Source organism: Thalassovita gelatinovora, from assembly GCF_001458355.1.
GTDB classification, from domain to species: Bacteria; Pseudomonadota; Alphaproteobacteria; order Rhodobacterales; family Rhodobacteraceae; genus Thalassobius; species Thalassobius gelatinovorus.
The window spans coordinates 42941-56069 of record NZ_CYSA01000018.1; the positions used below are offsets into that span (position 1 = coordinate 42941).

Consider the following 13129-nt stretch of genomic DNA (forward strand, 5'->3'; position numbering starts at 1 on the left):
CTTTTGGCGGGTTGTGCATGGTAAACATCGAAGTCAGAGGCAAAGGAAGGCGAGTACCAATGGTTTCCAACAGTAAAGTTTTGACCGTTTCCTACGGCACGTTCTCATGCACGTTGGAAGGATTCGATGACTCCTTCGACACGATGAAAGCGATTGCGGAATATTTCCGCGACTTGGCGTCGGATGACCGGTATTTCGGAGCCGAACCGCCGACGCCGGATGCGGAAATGCTGGCCCGGATCGCTGAACGCGAAATCGCCCGTAGGGTTCAAGCCCGCGAAGAAAGCGGCGGCTTCATCCTGACCGCCGAAGCCAAACCCGATGCGGTGGCCGAACCGAAAGCGCAAGAAGTTGCCGCAGAACCAGCGCCTGCGCCGGAACCGGTTGGATCACCCCAGGCCGAGGCCGAAATCGACACGCCTGCGGACGCAGCAGCCCCGGTTGAAGCCGACGAAGAAGAAATCGCCGACGCGTCTGACATTGCCGACATTGACCCGATCGTGGACACCGTTGCGACCCCGGAAACCGCCGCACCGGAGGTCACGCAAGACGTGGCCGAAGCCACCGTTCCAGATATCCCCGAAGCGGACGCGGTCGCAACCGATGGCGCGGCCGCGCCACAAACCGCCCCGATCCAAACCATTGCCGAACCGGCGCAGCCCGAACCGGAACCCCTTCCGGCTGCGCCCAGTGCCGACGCTGCTGTCAGTCTGCTCGATGACAGCAGCGTCGCCGCCAAATTGCAGCGCATCCGTGCCGTGGTATCGCGCGGAACGGTTCAGACCGTCGAAACCGACTATACCGAAGACGAACATGCCGATGATTTCATCGCCGCCGCGGCCAACGAAATCGAAGAAGTGATCGAAGCCGACGATCAGGCCGAACTGGCCGCCGAAGACGTCGAGGAAGAAAATTATTCTTCGATCCTCGATGCGGTCGCCCGGGCTAAAACCGATGCGGAGGAAGCCGCCGCTGAGGCCAAAGCTGAACCGGAAGACATCGCCGGGGACGAAACCGCGCCGGAACAACGGGACCAACAGCCCGAAGCGGAAACGGCGAAAGCCCCCGAAGGGCCCGTAGAAAACGCCGCCGAGACGCAAGTTTCCGCACCAGAAGAAATTGCGCCCGAACAAGCCGCCGCGCAACCGGCCCGCCCGGTCCGGGTGCTGAAAATGAAGCGCAGCGATTTCGAAGCGGCACTTTCAAGCGGCCATCTGGAAGAACATACCGACATTCAGGAAGACGAACCCGAAAGTTCGCTCAGCCCGGAAGAAGAAGCCGACCTGCTGCGCGAACTGGCCGAAGTTGAAGCCGAATTCGCCGAAGATGAAGAAGAGCTCGAAGCGGATGATGTGCGTTCGATCTTTGCCGCAGAAGACGCCCCCGAAGAAGAAACCGCACCGGAAGAACCCGGTCGCGCCCAGTTGGAGGAACCCGATGTTTCGCGGCTGATGGAAAAGACCCAGTCGGAAATGGACAACCCCGAAGGGGCGCATCGGCGCAACGCCATCGCGCATCTGCGCGCCGCCGTCGCAGCAACCCGCGCCGAAACCGAAGCGGGTGGCGGCCTGAACCGAGGCGACGACAGCGTCGACGCCTTCCGCGACGATCTGGAAAGCGTTGTGCGCCCGCGCCGCCCCGTCCGTCCGCAAACCCATGCCGAACGGCCCGAATCCCCGCGCCCGGCACCGCTGAAGCTGGTCGCGTCACAACGTATCGACGCACCTGCCGAAACGGCCCCCGCCGCGGCCGCGATCACGATCAAGCCGCGCCGCGTTTCGCTGAAACCGGCCGCCGATACATCCGCCAATCAGGCCGCGATCTCGGATTATAAAAGCTTTGCAGAATTCGCCGAAGCAATGGGGGCGGAAAAGCTGCCCGATCTGCTGGAAGCGGCGGCGGCCTATCTGTCTTATGTTGAAGGTCACGAACAGTTTTCGCGCCCGCAGCTGATGAACAAGGCCCGCCAGGTCGAAGAAAACGCCTTCAGCCGCGAAGACGGGCTGCGCTCTTTCGGGCAGTTGCTGCGCCAGGGCAAGATCGAAAAGCTGCAAGGTGGCCGGTTCACGGTTTCCGACCAAATCGGGTTCAAACCGAAAAACCGCGCCGCTGGCTGATTTCACGCCACGGTTTGCAATATCCAGACACCCGGCGGCCCCCGCCGGGTGTTTTTTATTCTGCCCCATGAAAATGCAGCTGCGCCCGGCCACCGCGCTTGGAAACGTAAAGTGCGGCATCGGCGTCCGACAGCATCTGGATCGGGTCCGGCCGGTCATAATCAACCGATCTGACGATGCCGATACTGGCCGAAACCGCACAGGGTTGGCCATCGATCAGGATCGGTTGTTCCAGCCGTGCAATCAGCCGTTCCGCCACCGATTGCAACACTTGCTTGTCGGTCGGGCCGGCAAGGATCAACACGAATTCGTCCCCGCCATAACGCACCACCGTATCCTGTTGCCGGGTCAGTTCGACCATGATCCGCGCCACCTTCTGCAACACCCGATCCCCCGCAGCGTGCCCCATCGTGTCGTTGATCTGCTTGAAAAAATCCAGATCCAGATGGAGCAAAGCAAACGCCGCCCGGCTTTCGGTCAGCCGGGCCAGCACGTGATCCATCGCGCGGCGGTTTTTCAACCCGGTCAAAGTATCGGTAAATGCCTGTTCCTCGGCCGCGATCTTGGCCCCTTGCAACCGCGCATTCAGCCTGCGGCTGGCATCCATAGCCGCCGATTTCGCTTCGAACAGATACAGCATTTCAACGGTCATGTCGGTCGGGGCGAAATCGGACGCGGTCAGCGCGTAATCGCGGATTCCGTCCTGCACCGAAATCCCAAAAGACAGGTTTAGGATCACCCTGTCCCCGAATGGCGACAGCACCCCTTTCAACGCGGTGCAAGGGGGTGAACGGAACCGCAGATGCAGTTTCGCACCCGCCTGCGTTCTCAGCGCCGCCATCGTGCCGATATTGCTTGGGCGCTGAATGTCGAACAGATCGAACACCGACATCCCACCGAGGGCGACACCCGGTCGAAGCTTTGCCAAGGTTGGACCGACATGGGTGATCAACCCGTCAGTGTCCAACTGCAAATGCATCGGGACCAGCGTATCCAAGAGCTGCGCAAGATGTATTTCACAAGTCGTCGGCATTGATCCCCCGCGCGCCCAGATCGAAACTGCGTCCCTGTGCAAAAGCGCTTTCCACCAGAGAGATCGAAATCACGTCAACACCCGGCGCTTGGGGTTCAATGTCAAGAATGACCAGCGCACCGTAATCATCGGCCATGGTGCGCAACAACCCCAGCATTGCATGCCCAAACCCCGGTTGGCGGCTGCTACAGTTCAAACAATAGTGGTCAGGACCGCATTCCCGCAATTCCAGTTGTGGCAGGTCCAGATCAGGCACCGCCAACCGCGCCCGTTCCGGCAGATCGTCAAGCGATTGCAGGAATTCTTCGAACGTCACACCGCCAAAGCGCAACAATCGGCGCAACGCTTCGACATTCGGGTGGGACACCAGATATGTACCGACATCTTCCATCACGTCGTCTTCCGGCTTGCCAAGCGATCGGCTGAGCGCCGCCAGAGCATCACGAAACAGTGCGTCATCATAGGTCAACATCGATTCGAAGCGGGGCGGATCGAGTCCGGCCGCGCGAGCAACATCCAACCACCTGTCTTCACCATAAGTGTCACGCACAAAACACTGAAGAGCGCGGTTTATCAATCCGTGCATAGCTGAGCCGCCTTTTACTTCCATGTTTTCAGTCTGGCAGACAAAGGCTTAAGAATTCGCGAACCTGAATAGGTTTTCTATATTCATTCTGCGGCAAAAAACCGGACAGGCCCGACAAGACGCTGCCGACATTTGACAGGCGATCGCGATCAGGTCCGAAATCCGTACTGCGCGGGTGAAACTCTGCCCGATTGTGGTCGAAATCGGCCGATCCCGGCAGGGTATTGATGCAAAGCGTCAGTATCCGGCGACACGCGCCGCTAGGCCGCCTGCCCGTCCAGCCAAGTCGGAATATGCCCGATATCGGGCAGTACCGCATCGGCCAGCAGCAACAGTTCTTCGGCTTGCGCAACTCCGGTCAACACGCCCAAGGTCCGCATTCCCGCGCGCCGCCCGGCCAACAGATCATGGGTGCTATCGCCCACCATGACCACGCTTTCCGGTGCCAGACCGGTCTGGGACGCAAACGCCAACAAAGGTCCGGGCGCAGGTTTTGCGCCGAAACCGCTGTCGAAACCGGCAATGAAATCCAGCCTGCGTTCGATCCCCGCATGGCTCAGATGCGCCCGCGCCGCCTGTTCAGAATCGTTGGTCATCACCCCCAGCGCCAAACCGCGCGCGGCCAGCCCGTCCATGAAGGCCAACAAAGGCACGGCCGGGGCCAAAGGCGCATTGGCGGCGCGGTCGATCAGCACGATTTCCAAATCTTCCACGCTGCGTAGCGGCAAAGCGGAACCGACGCATTCGGCGGCTTCACGATTGGTGCCGGCGATCACCGGGCTGTGCGGTAAAAACTGCTTGCTGACGAGGTCGAAAGCGATCGCCTCGGCGATCCTCTGTGCCACACCATTGTCACCCGCCGCCAATTCCGCGATCAGATCAGCCGCCCAGACATCCCAAGTCGCCCTGAAATCGAACAGAGTGCCATCCTTGTCGAACAATATCCCTGCGATTTTCATGCCGTCATCCGATCCTGCGCTTTTCCCCGCCAAGCTGCCCCGGGCCGCGCCGAAAAACAAGCCGCCCATTGCTTGACTTCCGGTCGCCGATCCGGTGGGGTGAATCGCTATGAAAAATGATACCCGCTACCGCCTGCATCACTCGCTTGGATACCATTTATCCATTGCTGCGCGTCTTCAGGAAAGACAGCTGGACGAGAATTTGAAAACGCTCGGCCTGACCCGCACAACCTGGTGCATCCTGCTGGCGGCGGGCAATGAAAATTTGGCACAACCCTCTGAAATCGCTAAATTCATCGGGATAGATCGCACTGCCACCTCGCGCGCTTTGCGGGTCATGGAAGCCGACGGTCTTTTGGCCCGGTCGAATGGAACCCAAGACCGGCGTACCCGGCATGTGATACTGACCGATAAAGGCCGTGGATTGATCCGCAAGGGCACGCCATTTGCCCGTGAAAATGCCGCCGCGCTGTCCGCGGCCCTGTCCCCCACAGAAGAGGCTGAACTTGAACGGCTACTGTTGAAGCTATCCACCGCCCTTGAAGGTCCGCTGAAAACGCTTTGACCGGGCGTTCAGGTCCAGTGCTGCTGCTGCCCACCCGGCAATGCCGCACGGACCTGCATCAGCTTTTCATAGGGCAATTCCAGCGCCGTACAACAGGCTATGATCCAAGCATCATCCATCAACAGGAAATCCAGAACCGACCCAAGCATGTCAGGGTCGGTCGCATTCTGCTTCAGATCATCAGCGCAAACCCCTGTCGCCCCCATGAAAACCGGCAACAGGTCATCATTGCCGACAAGCCACCCCAAAGCCCGCAATGCGATGGTTTCGGCAGCTTGGGAACTGAGTGTCATATTCAATGTCTTAATCTGAAGGCAACGGTTTCTTAACCATTGTCACGAAAGACTGTTGAAGACAAGAAACGGTATTTTGCCGACCGTTCCGGACGGCTTTTAGCAATAGGCCCGGTTATGCCTAGCAAGATTTTAATCGTTGATGGGATTTCGACCAACAGGATCGTTCTGCGGGCCAAATTGTCTGCGGCCTTTTATACCGTTCTTCAGGCCGGTAGCGGTGCCGAAGCGATGGCAATCGTCGAACGCGAACAGCCTGATCTGGTCATGGTCAGCGCCGCTTTGCCCGACATGACGGGCGAATTTTTCTGCAAAAAAATCAAAATTATAGAAGGCGGAGGCGACCGGCCAGTCGTGTTGATCCTGCCGTTTGCCAACCAGTCGGCGCTGATTACCGGGCTGGGCTGCGGTGCGGACCAGGTGTTGTTTCACCCGTTCAACGACCAATATCTGTTTGCCCAGGTTCGGGCCCTGATCCGCGGCCGCAACAGCGCCGAAGACCTGTATCTGCGCGAAAACACCAAACGGTCGCTTGGCTTCGGCGATTCCGCCGCCCCCTATTTGCCAGCGCTCCGCGTCGGTGTGGTGACCGAAGACTACGCGTGTGCGATGACGTGGATGAAACCCTTGCGGCTGCATCCACGTCACAAAGTCACCTGCCACACCCCGCGCAGCCTGATGCGCGACATCGAAGATCAGGGCGTGCCTGATATTCTGGTGATCGGCATCAGCAGCCAGAACACCGAAAGCGGCTTGTCGTTGTTGGCCGGGCTTCATGCTCAGCCGGCAATGCGCCGCACAATGTTCCTGGCCGTGATCGGGAACGGCAACAACACATTGGCGGCTGACGCGCTGGATCTGGGGGCCAGCGATGTCTTGCTTAACGGGTTCGATGCCGACGAAGCGGTGTTGCGCCTGACCAAGCTGGCACGGCGCAAACATCTTGCCGACCGGTTGCACCATTCGGTGCGCGACGGGCTGCGCGCGGCTTTGCTGGACCCGTTGACCGGCCTCTATAACCGCCGCTATGCGCTGCCGCAACTGGGCAAGCTGGTCGAAACATCGGTGACCACGCAACAGCCGATGGCCGTCATGCTGGCCGACATCGACCATTTCAAGAAAATCAACGATTCCCTTGGCCATGCGGTCGGCGATGGGGTTCTTAAAACCATCGGACAGCGCCTGCACCGGCTGATGCGGCCCTGCGACCTGCTGGCGCGGATCGGTGGCGAAGAATTCCTGATCGTCATGCCGAACGTTTCTGCCGACACGGCGCGATCTTCCGCGCGCCGAATCTGCGCCGCAATAGGCATGGTCCCTTTCGACCTGCCCGACCTGCCGCGACCGATCCCGGTAACGGTCAGTATCGGCATGTCGATTTACGACAATCAGCAAGCCAAGCCCCGGCCCTGCGCCGAAATGTTGCTCGATCAGGCCGATCAGGCGCTTTACGACGCCAAATCAGAAGGCCGCAATCAGGTGACGCTCAGTCGGCCAGCAGCCTGAAACCCCGGATATGCCCCGAAGGTGGGCGTTTCTTGTCGCCGTCATGACGGTTCAGCCCTTGTTCCAGCCGGTCGGCATAAGCCGAGCGGTCGGCGGCGCTCATGTCGCTCAAATGCTGCAAGAACAGCTTATGCCCCAGTTCGGCCCGCTTGTGGCCGAAGTCGCGTTGCCGCTGCAAAATCGCATTCACCGTGTCGGCATCGAAAGGCTGCGCCCGCAACGCCGCCAGCATGTTTTGATACTCGCCCGCACGCGTGCTGCGCGTCGGCAGCGCGTCATTTTGATCGCGCATCAATTGGCGGCCGATTTTCCTGCGATCCGCCGGGGACAGCGCACGGGTATAGGCCCCGCCGACCAAATCCGCGCGCGCGGGCGGTCCGTCTCCGGGCGCCCCGAACCGGGCCACGGCACCGACCACCACGCCCAACACCGCAAGATTCAAAGCCAGCGATACAACAAGCACGACACGCACCCACACTCGCGGCGATCCTTTTTTATCCGGCTTTTGCATCTGCTGCGCGTCCATTGCTTTACCCTTCCGCCAAATCAAACTGGAACCCGGGCATCATGTCCACCAGATAACTATCGGCCCCACTGGACAGATAGGATTCGGCAGTGTCTGTCACCGCTGCAGGCGGGTTCACCCCAATCCAAAGCCCGGTCACGCTGGCGGTTGCCAACCCCGCCACGGCGGGCCAGCCGCCGATTGCCGCCAGAAACTGCCGCAGCAGCCCAGACCGTGCCACAGGCATCGGTGCCGGGGCGCTTTGTTGAAGCCGCTGTTCGGCCAAAGCATCATCCAGAACCCGCTGCATCAAATCCGCAGACGGATCTTCAGCCCGGTGCCGGGCGGCATCGAAAAAAAGCTCCAGAGTGTCAAAATCCCGTTCAGTCATCGGAATATCCCAGTTCTGCGCGCTGCCCGGCCAAAATAGCCGCCAACGCCCGTTTTCCCCTTGCGGTCAGACTTTCAACCGCTTCGGTGCTTATTTCCAGTATCTCGGCAATCTCGGGATTGCCCAGTCCTTCTATGTGGCGCAGGACCACTGCCTGTCTTTGCCGTTCCGGCAATTCATCAAGCGCTGCATATAGTGCGTTCATACGCGCCGCGTCCTGAATTCCGTCTGCAGCACTGGCGCTTTCGTCTTCGGGTTCAGGGATCGCATCGATCGCGACACTGCGCTTTCGCCGCAACCGGTCGGTACAAAGGTTGGCCACCACGCGATAAAGCCAAGTCGTGACCTTGGCTTCACCTTGGCGCCATTCCGGCGCGATCTTCCAAAGCCGTAACATCGCATCTTGCGCCACGTCTTCGGCCTCGGCCCGATTTCCAAGCATCCGCATCGCCTGCGCAAAGGCACGCGGCGTCAGTCGCAGATTCAGCGACCGGGCTGCATCCGCATCCCCGTTGGCGAACAGGACAAGCAAAGCGTCGTCCGAAATATCGCTTAAGGCGTCAAGGGCCATAGTCATCGTCCCGCTGGCGTAGCGTTTTCCTGCAATCCTTGCAATCCATCCAACCGAATAAGCGGGGCCGGGCGCACCCGGCCCCGCTTGTTAAACATCAACTGGTTACCGTATTTCGATTGCTGATCGAACGGGTCTCAGCGGTTTTTCTTGCCATGATCGCAGTTTTCGCCATCGCGCTGGTGACGATGTTCGCGGTCCTTATTGCCCATACGGTCTTTGGAGCCGCGCTTTTCCATCTGGGCAAATTCTTCTTGCGACACCGCACCGTCATTGTCGGCGTCCAAACGGTCGAACATCTTGCCTTGCTGCTTGGGCTGCATTTCTTCCACGCTCAATTTGCCGTCGCCATTTGCATCGCGCTTTTCGATCATGCGATCCAAACGCTTCTGCATCCGGTCGGCCCGGTCTTTTTCACCACGTGCGGCCAATTCTTCAGCGCTCAGGTTCCCGTCTTTGTCGGTATCGGCATCATCAAACCGCGCTTTGAAATGCGCCTGCATTTCTTCCGTGGTCACTTTGCCGTCGCTATTGGCGTCCAGATCCTTGAATTCGATGCGCGGCTGGCGTTGCCCGTCACCATGGCCTTGTCCAAAGGCGGATGCGGTCACGGCGGTTCCTGCCAAGGCCATTGCGGTCAGGCCGGTAATGATAAAGGCACGTTTCATTGACTTACTCTCCATTCAAACTTCGCTATGAAACCAGGTCCATCGCCCGTTTTCTGTAGGCTTCAACGCACCAGCTCAGCACTTCCGTCGCGCGCTGTAATATGGTTCACACAGGCGTGACAACGGCGTGATTCTGATCGTTCCTGCCGCAATCTTTGCGACATCGGGACGCAACGACGATTCGCGCTCTTTTTTTTCATCTCAAGATGTCCCAGATATTCAGCTTACATATACGCGAGGACGAAATTGTGGATCATACGGTGACAATGCAGGCCCCAAAAGCGCAAGATCGGGAAGCCTTGCCTGCCGTTTTGCGCGGCTGGCGGCGAAAATGCCCGAGCTGCGGCAGCGGACCAATGCTCAAAGGCTACCTGAAGGTACGCGACACCTGCCCGGTCTGCCGTGAAGAACTGCACCATCACCGTGCCGATGACGGCCCGGCCTATCTGACGATCCTGATCGTCGGTCATTTGATGGCACCGCTACTGCTTGTCGTGTTCGAAATCTGGCGCCCCGAACCTCTGGTGCTGGTTGCCATCTTCTCTATTGGCACCGTCGGATTGTCGCTCTACCTTCTGCCCAGGCTGAAGGGGGCGCTCATTGGATTTCAATGGGCCCGGCGTATGAATGGTTTCGGACAAACCCGCTGACCCCGGCCTTCGGGGAGGACCTATGACCATAGACAAGACCGCTATCCGCAACGCCGCAACGGTGATCGTGCTGCGTGACCGGCTGAAAGACCCGCATGTTCTGATGGGACAGCGCGGGGCCAATGCCGCGTTCATGCCGAATAAATTCGTGTTTCCCGGTGGCGCGGTCGATGCCGAAGACGCCGATATTCCACTGGTCAGCCAGATGCCCGAGGTGTGCCGCCAGCGGTTGCGCGAAGACACGACCCAAGATCTCAGCCACGCGCTGTCGGTCGCGGCCATTCGTGAACTATGGGAAGAAACCGGCCTGATCCTCGGTCAGCAGGGCCGCTGGGACAACACGCCACCGGCCGACTGGAGCAGCTTTGCCGCCACCGGCCACCTGCCCGCTGCGCATCCGTTGCAATTCGTGTTCCGCGCCATCACCCCACCGGGCCGGCCGCGGCGCTTCGATGCACGTTTTTTCCTGATCGACGCGGGTGAAATCGCCACCGATCTGGATGATTTCGACGCCGCATGTGACGAACTTTCGCATCTGCAATGGATTCCACTACCCAAGGTGCGCGAATTCGATCTGCCCTTCATCACCGAAGTGGTTCTGGCCGAAGTCGCCGCCCGCGCGCATGATTTGCGGCCGCCCTCCAATGTGCCCTATTTCAAGAATAACGAAGAAGAAAACCTGTTCCTGCGCCTCAAAGGAAAAGGACCAATGACAGGACACTTCCGCTGATCAGGGCGATGCCGGCGATTTCGCGCCGGCTCAGACTTTCGCGAAAGAACAGAACCGAGGCGACGATGGAAAAAATCACCTCGATCTGACCGACGGCAAAAACATAGGCGGCGTTTTGCAAGGTAAAGGCGGTGAACCAGCCCAGGGAACCGCCCAAGCCCGTCAACCCGATCCAGACCGAAGTCCGCCACGATCCGATTACCTTGCGCAACTGCCCCGGTTCGCGCCAGACCAGCCAAAGGCTCAGCCCGACTGCCTGCGTGACGGTGACAAAGGCCAGCGAAACCAGCGCCCGCATCAACGGGTCGTCGCTGCCCACCTGCAAGGTCGCGCCGCGATAACCCACCGCCGAAACGGCGAAAAACGCCCCCGACAGCAGGCCCAGACCGGCACCTTTGTTGAAGAAACGACGGGCCCAACCGCCCTGCCCTTCGGGCGCTTGCGACAACACCAGAACCCCGATCAGACCCAGCAGAATAGCAACGGACCCTTCAAGGGAAACCCTGTCCCCCAACACCACAAAGCCGACCAGCGCGGTTTGCACCACTTCGGTTTTCTTGAACGTGATGCCGACGGCGAAATTGCGCTTTGCAAACAGGGCCACAACGCACCAAGTCGCCAGGATCTGTGCCACCGCCCCGCTCAGCGCATAGGGCAGGAACATACTACCCAGATCGGGCAGACCCGCACCGCCCCAGCCGACATAGCCCAGCGCCAGCACCAGAACGAACGGCGCGGAAAACAAGAACCGCGACAGCGTCGCACCGCCCGACGACACCGCCCCCATGCTGAGAAACTTCTGCAGCATGAAACGCAACGTCTGAAACGCCGCCGCCGCGATGGAAACCAGAACCCAGATCATGACGTCCTCTTTCTGGAATTTGGCGCAGAGCACCAGACCGGTTTCTCCCTTGCTGCGGGGTCCGTTGCCGCCAAAAGCCTAGTACGGCATCGGGTGTTGTTTATGCACCCGGTCCAGTTCGGCCATCACGTCATCGTCAAGCACCAGTTCGTCAGCGTCGAAAACATGTTCAAGCTGCGCCATGGTCGTGGCCCCGAAAATGACCGAAGTCATGAAAGGCCGCTGCCGCGCCCAGGCGATCGCCATATGCACCGGGTCCAGCCCGTGGCTTTGCGCCACTTGTAAATAGGCGGCGACGGCAGGGAACACCCGTTCCGTTTTGCGCCCGCCCAGTTCCGGCACCAGCGACATGCGCGACCCTGCGGGCACCGCGCCATGCTGGTACTTGCCGCTCAGCAATCCGGCGGCAAGCGGCGAAAAGCAAATCAGACCGACATCTTCATTCGCCGTCACCTCGGCCAGATCGGTATCGAAAAGCCGGCACAGCAACGAATATTCGTTCTGGATCGTCGCCGGGCGCGGTCCGCCGGTCCTGTCGGCGGTCTGGCACCACATCGTCGTGCCCCAGGCGCTTTCGTTGGACAGGCCGAAATGGCGGATATTGCCCTTCTCGACCTGTTGCTGCAACGCGCCCAGCGCGTCTTCCATATGGGCAATCGTGTCGGCCCGGTTTTGTGTCGACGGATCATAACGCCAGTTCTTGCGGAACATGTAGGAGCCGCGATTGGGCCAATGGAACTGATACAGATCGATGCAATCGGTTTTCAGCCGCCGCAGCGATCCTTCCACCGCCTGCGGAATGGATTGCGCCGAAATCGGTGCGCCGTCGCGGGCATGGGCCCCGTCACCGGAATGTTTGGTCGCCAGAATGAAATCAGCGCGCCGCACCGGATTGGCCGCAATCCAGTCACCGATGATTTCTTCGGTCCGACCGACGGTTTCCTTGCGCACCGGGTTGACCGGATACATTTCGGCGGTGTCGATGAAATTGATCCCCCGATCCAGCGCCAGATCAATCTGCGCATGGGCTTGGGGCGGTTCGGTCTGGGTGCCGAATGTCATCGTACCCAGACACAGGTCCGTCACCATCAGGCCGGTCCGGCCCAGTGGATTTTTTTTCATATCGCTGCTCCCTCGTGTCGCGTTGGGCGCAGGATAACCCGCCCGGTCGAAAAGACCAGACGGGCCGTATCAAGTTTTGCGATCAGGGCCGCACGTAGCTGTATCCCTGTTCCTGCAATTCGATCAGCCGCACCACGCCCGACGGCACCACGACGGCTTCGCTCATCACCTCGACATCCTTGCCCATCTTTTTGCTCATGTTGCGCAGGGTATTGGCGCAGGCAGAGAATTTGAGGTGCTCGTGTTCCAACGACATTGCCGATATCCGATCCGCGACCGGGCTTCTGCCATCAAGAAACATCACCAAGCCGGGGCCATAGGCGACCACTTCGATTTCAACCGTATCCCCCTGAGTTTCATAGTATTTCGCAACGTTCTGAACGTTGTTTAGCGCCATGTTCAAAACCCGGGGGTCGCCGTCATCGACATGCACGGCCACTTTGTGAACCACACCTTCTGCCCAGACCCCCAACGGGGCACAGGCCAATGCGGCTGCGAGAACCAGTTTTTTCATGTGTTTCCTCCCTACATGAAGCTTCACTATACCCGAATATCTGCACAAATCATGATA

16 protein-coding genes are annotated in these 13129 nt (G+C 59.5%); 5 read left to right on the forward strand and 11 right to left on the reverse strand.

From position 1 onward, the window contains the following. Positions 1-59: 59 nt before the first annotated feature. Positions 60-2117, forward strand: coding sequence for a hypothetical protein (locus TG4357_RS09925; RefSeq protein WP_074647096.1), 2058 nt, complete (start codon positions 60-62; stop codon positions 2115-2117). 55 nt (positions 2118-2172) lie between these two features. On the opposite strand, the gene TG4357_RS09930 is transcribed toward TG4357_RS09925, so the two are convergent. From TG4357_RS09930 to TG4357_RS09940, 3 genes are all read right to left on the reverse strand, one after another. Beyond that, positions 2173-3150 carry a GGDEF domain-containing protein gene (locus tag TG4357_RS09930; protein ID WP_058262743.1) on the reverse strand — a complete coding sequence of 326 codons (978 nt, stop codon included), beginning with the start codon at positions 3148-3150 and terminating at the stop codon, positions 2173-2175. Then, a complete protein-coding gene (locus tag TG4357_RS09935) occupies positions 3134-3736 on the reverse strand; it encodes a heme NO-binding domain-containing protein (protein ID WP_058262744.1) in 603 nt (200 codons plus the stop codon). Before TG4357_RS09935 ends, TG4357_RS09930 begins: the two co-directional genes overlap by 17 nt. Positions 3737-3996: 260 nt before the next feature. Then, positions 3997-4695 (reverse strand): HAD family hydrolase, encoded by a 699-nt coding sequence (locus tag TG4357_RS09940; RefSeq protein WP_058262795.1) that lies wholly within the window; start codon positions 4693-4695, stop codon positions 3997-3999. Positions 4696-4804: 109 nt separating this feature from the next. On the opposite strand from TG4357_RS09940, the gene TG4357_RS09945 reads away from it, so the two are divergent. Next, a complete protein-coding gene (locus tag TG4357_RS09945; protein WP_058262745.1) occupies positions 4805-5260 on the forward strand; it encodes a MarR family winged helix-turn-helix transcriptional regulator in 456 nt (151 codons plus the stop codon). Between the two features lie 8 nt (positions 5261-5268). On the opposite strand, the gene TG4357_RS09950 is transcribed toward TG4357_RS09945, so the two are convergent. Next, on the reverse strand, positions 5269-5553 hold the full coding sequence (locus TG4357_RS09950) for a DUF3572 domain-containing protein (RefSeq protein ID WP_058262746.1): 285 nt from the start codon (positions 5551-5553) through the stop codon (positions 5269-5271). Between the two features lie 117 nt (positions 5554-5670). Between TG4357_RS09950 and TG4357_RS09955 the strand changes: the two genes are divergently transcribed. Then, positions 5671-7059 (forward strand): diguanylate cyclase domain-containing protein, encoded by a 1389-nt coding sequence (locus tag TG4357_RS09955; protein WP_058262747.1) that lies wholly within the window; start codon positions 5671-5673, stop codon positions 7057-7059. Here TG4357_RS09955 and TG4357_RS09960 read toward each other — a convergent pair. From TG4357_RS09960 to TG4357_RS09975, 4 genes are all read right to left on the reverse strand, one after another. Further along, the gene (locus tag TG4357_RS09960) at positions 7040-7585 is read right to left on the reverse strand and encodes a periplasmic heavy metal sensor (protein WP_058262748.1); all 546 of its coding nucleotides are present in this window, start codon (positions 7583-7585) and stop codon (positions 7040-7042) included. The two genes, TG4357_RS09955 and TG4357_RS09960, sit on opposite strands and share 20 nt — an antisense overlap. Before the next feature lie 4 nt (positions 7586-7589). Further along, positions 7590-7955 carry a hypothetical protein gene (locus tag TG4357_RS09965; RefSeq protein WP_058262749.1) on the reverse strand — a complete coding sequence of 122 codons (366 nt, stop codon included), beginning with the start codon at positions 7953-7955 and terminating at the stop codon, positions 7590-7592. Beyond that, a complete protein-coding gene (locus TG4357_RS09970) occupies positions 7948-8532 on the reverse strand; it encodes an RNA polymerase sigma factor (RefSeq protein ID WP_058262750.1) in 585 nt (194 codons plus the stop codon). The genes TG4357_RS09965 and TG4357_RS09970 overlap by 8 nt, the downstream gene beginning before the upstream one ends. A 131-nt stretch (positions 8533-8663) precedes the next feature. Next, positions 8664-9194, reverse strand: coding sequence for an EF-hand domain-containing protein (locus TG4357_RS09975; protein WP_058262751.1), 531 nt, complete (start codon positions 9192-9194; stop codon positions 8664-8666). Positions 9195-9460: 266 nt separating this feature from the next. Between TG4357_RS09975 and TG4357_RS09980 the strand changes: the two genes are divergently transcribed. Together TG4357_RS09980 and TG4357_RS09985 are read left to right on the forward strand one after the other, a co-directional pair. Further along, positions 9461-9844: a DUF983 domain-containing protein gene (locus TG4357_RS09980; protein ID WP_058262752.1), complete on the forward strand. Its 384-nt coding sequence runs from the start codon at positions 9461-9463 to the stop codon at positions 9842-9844. Between the two features lie 22 nt (positions 9845-9866). Then, positions 9867-10574, forward strand: a complete 708-nt coding sequence (locus TG4357_RS09985) for an NUDIX hydrolase (protein WP_058262753.1) — start codon at positions 9867-9869, stop codon at positions 10572-10574. On the opposite strand, the gene TG4357_RS09990 is transcribed toward TG4357_RS09985, so the two are convergent. The 3 genes from TG4357_RS09990 to TG4357_RS10000 form a co-directional block, all read right to left on the reverse strand. Next, entirely contained in the window at positions 10537-11436 is a 900-nt protein-coding gene (locus TG4357_RS09990; protein WP_058262754.1) for a DMT family transporter, read from the reverse strand. The two genes, TG4357_RS09985 and TG4357_RS09990, sit on opposite strands and share 38 nt — an antisense overlap. A gap of 78 nt (positions 11437-11514) precedes the next feature. Beyond that, positions 11515-12558 (reverse strand): aldo/keto reductase, encoded by a 1044-nt coding sequence (locus tag TG4357_RS09995; protein WP_058262755.1) that lies wholly within the window; start codon positions 12556-12558, stop codon positions 11515-11517. 82 nt (positions 12559-12640) lie between these two features. Beyond that, positions 12641-13072, reverse strand: coding sequence for a DsrE family protein (locus TG4357_RS10000; RefSeq protein WP_058262756.1), 432 nt, complete (start codon positions 13070-13072; stop codon positions 12641-12643). Positions 13073-13129 lie beyond the last annotated feature (57 nt).

Bases quoted from the DNA above. Each gene is read 5' to 3' on its own strand.
- TG4357_RS09925 (WP_074647096.1), top strand. From the start codon at position 60: ATGGTTTCCAACAGTAAAGTTTTGACCGTTTCCTACGGCACGTTCTCA.
- TG4357_RS09930 (WP_058262743.1), bottom strand. From the start codon at position 3,150: ATGCCGACGACTTGTGAAATACATCTTGCGCAGCTCTTGGATACGCTG.
- TG4357_RS09935 (WP_058262744.1), bottom strand. From the start codon at position 3,736: ATGCACGGATTGATAAACCGCGCTCTTCAGTGTTTTGTGCGTGACACT.
- TG4357_RS09940 (WP_058262795.1), bottom strand. From the start codon at position 4,695: ATGAAAATCGCAGGGATATTGTTCGACAAGGATGGCACTCTGTTCGAT.
- TG4357_RS09945 (WP_058262745.1), top strand. From the start codon at position 4,805: ATGAAAAATGATACCCGCTACCGCCTGCATCACTCGCTTGGATACCAT.
- TG4357_RS09950 (WP_058262746.1), bottom strand. From the start codon at position 5,553: ATGACACTCAGTTCCCAAGCTGCCGAAACCATCGCATTGCGGGCTTTG.
- TG4357_RS09955 (WP_058262747.1), top strand. From the start codon at position 5,671: ATGCCTAGCAAGATTTTAATCGTTGATGGGATTTCGACCAACAGGATC.
- TG4357_RS09960 (WP_058262748.1), bottom strand. From the start codon at position 7,585: ATGGACGCGCAGCAGATGCAAAAGCCGGATAAAAAAGGATCGCCGCGA.
- TG4357_RS09965 (WP_058262749.1), bottom strand. From the start codon at position 7,955: ATGACTGAACGGGATTTTGACACTCTGGAGCTTTTTTTCGATGCCGCC.
- TG4357_RS09970 (WP_058262750.1), bottom strand. From the start codon at position 8,532: ATGACTATGGCCCTTGACGCCTTAAGCGATATTTCGGACGACGCTTTG.
- TG4357_RS09975 (WP_058262751.1), bottom strand. From the start codon at position 9,194: ATGAAACGTGCCTTTATCATTACCGGCCTGACCGCAATGGCCTTGGCA.
- TG4357_RS09980 (WP_058262752.1), top strand. From the start codon at position 9,461: ATGCAGGCCCCAAAAGCGCAAGATCGGGAAGCCTTGCCTGCCGTTTTG.
- TG4357_RS09985 (WP_058262753.1), top strand. From the start codon at position 9,867: ATGACCATAGACAAGACCGCTATCCGCAACGCCGCAACGGTGATCGTG.
- TG4357_RS09990 (WP_058262754.1), bottom strand. From the start codon at position 11,436: ATGATCTGGGTTCTGGTTTCCATCGCGGCGGCGGCGTTTCAGACGTTG.
- TG4357_RS09995 (WP_058262755.1), bottom strand. From the start codon at position 12,558: ATGAAAAAAAATCCACTGGGCCGGACCGGCCTGATGGTGACGGACCTG.
- TG4357_RS10000 (WP_058262756.1), bottom strand. From the start codon at position 13,072: ATGAAAAAACTGGTTCTCGCAGCCGCATTGGCCTGTGCCCCGTTGGGG.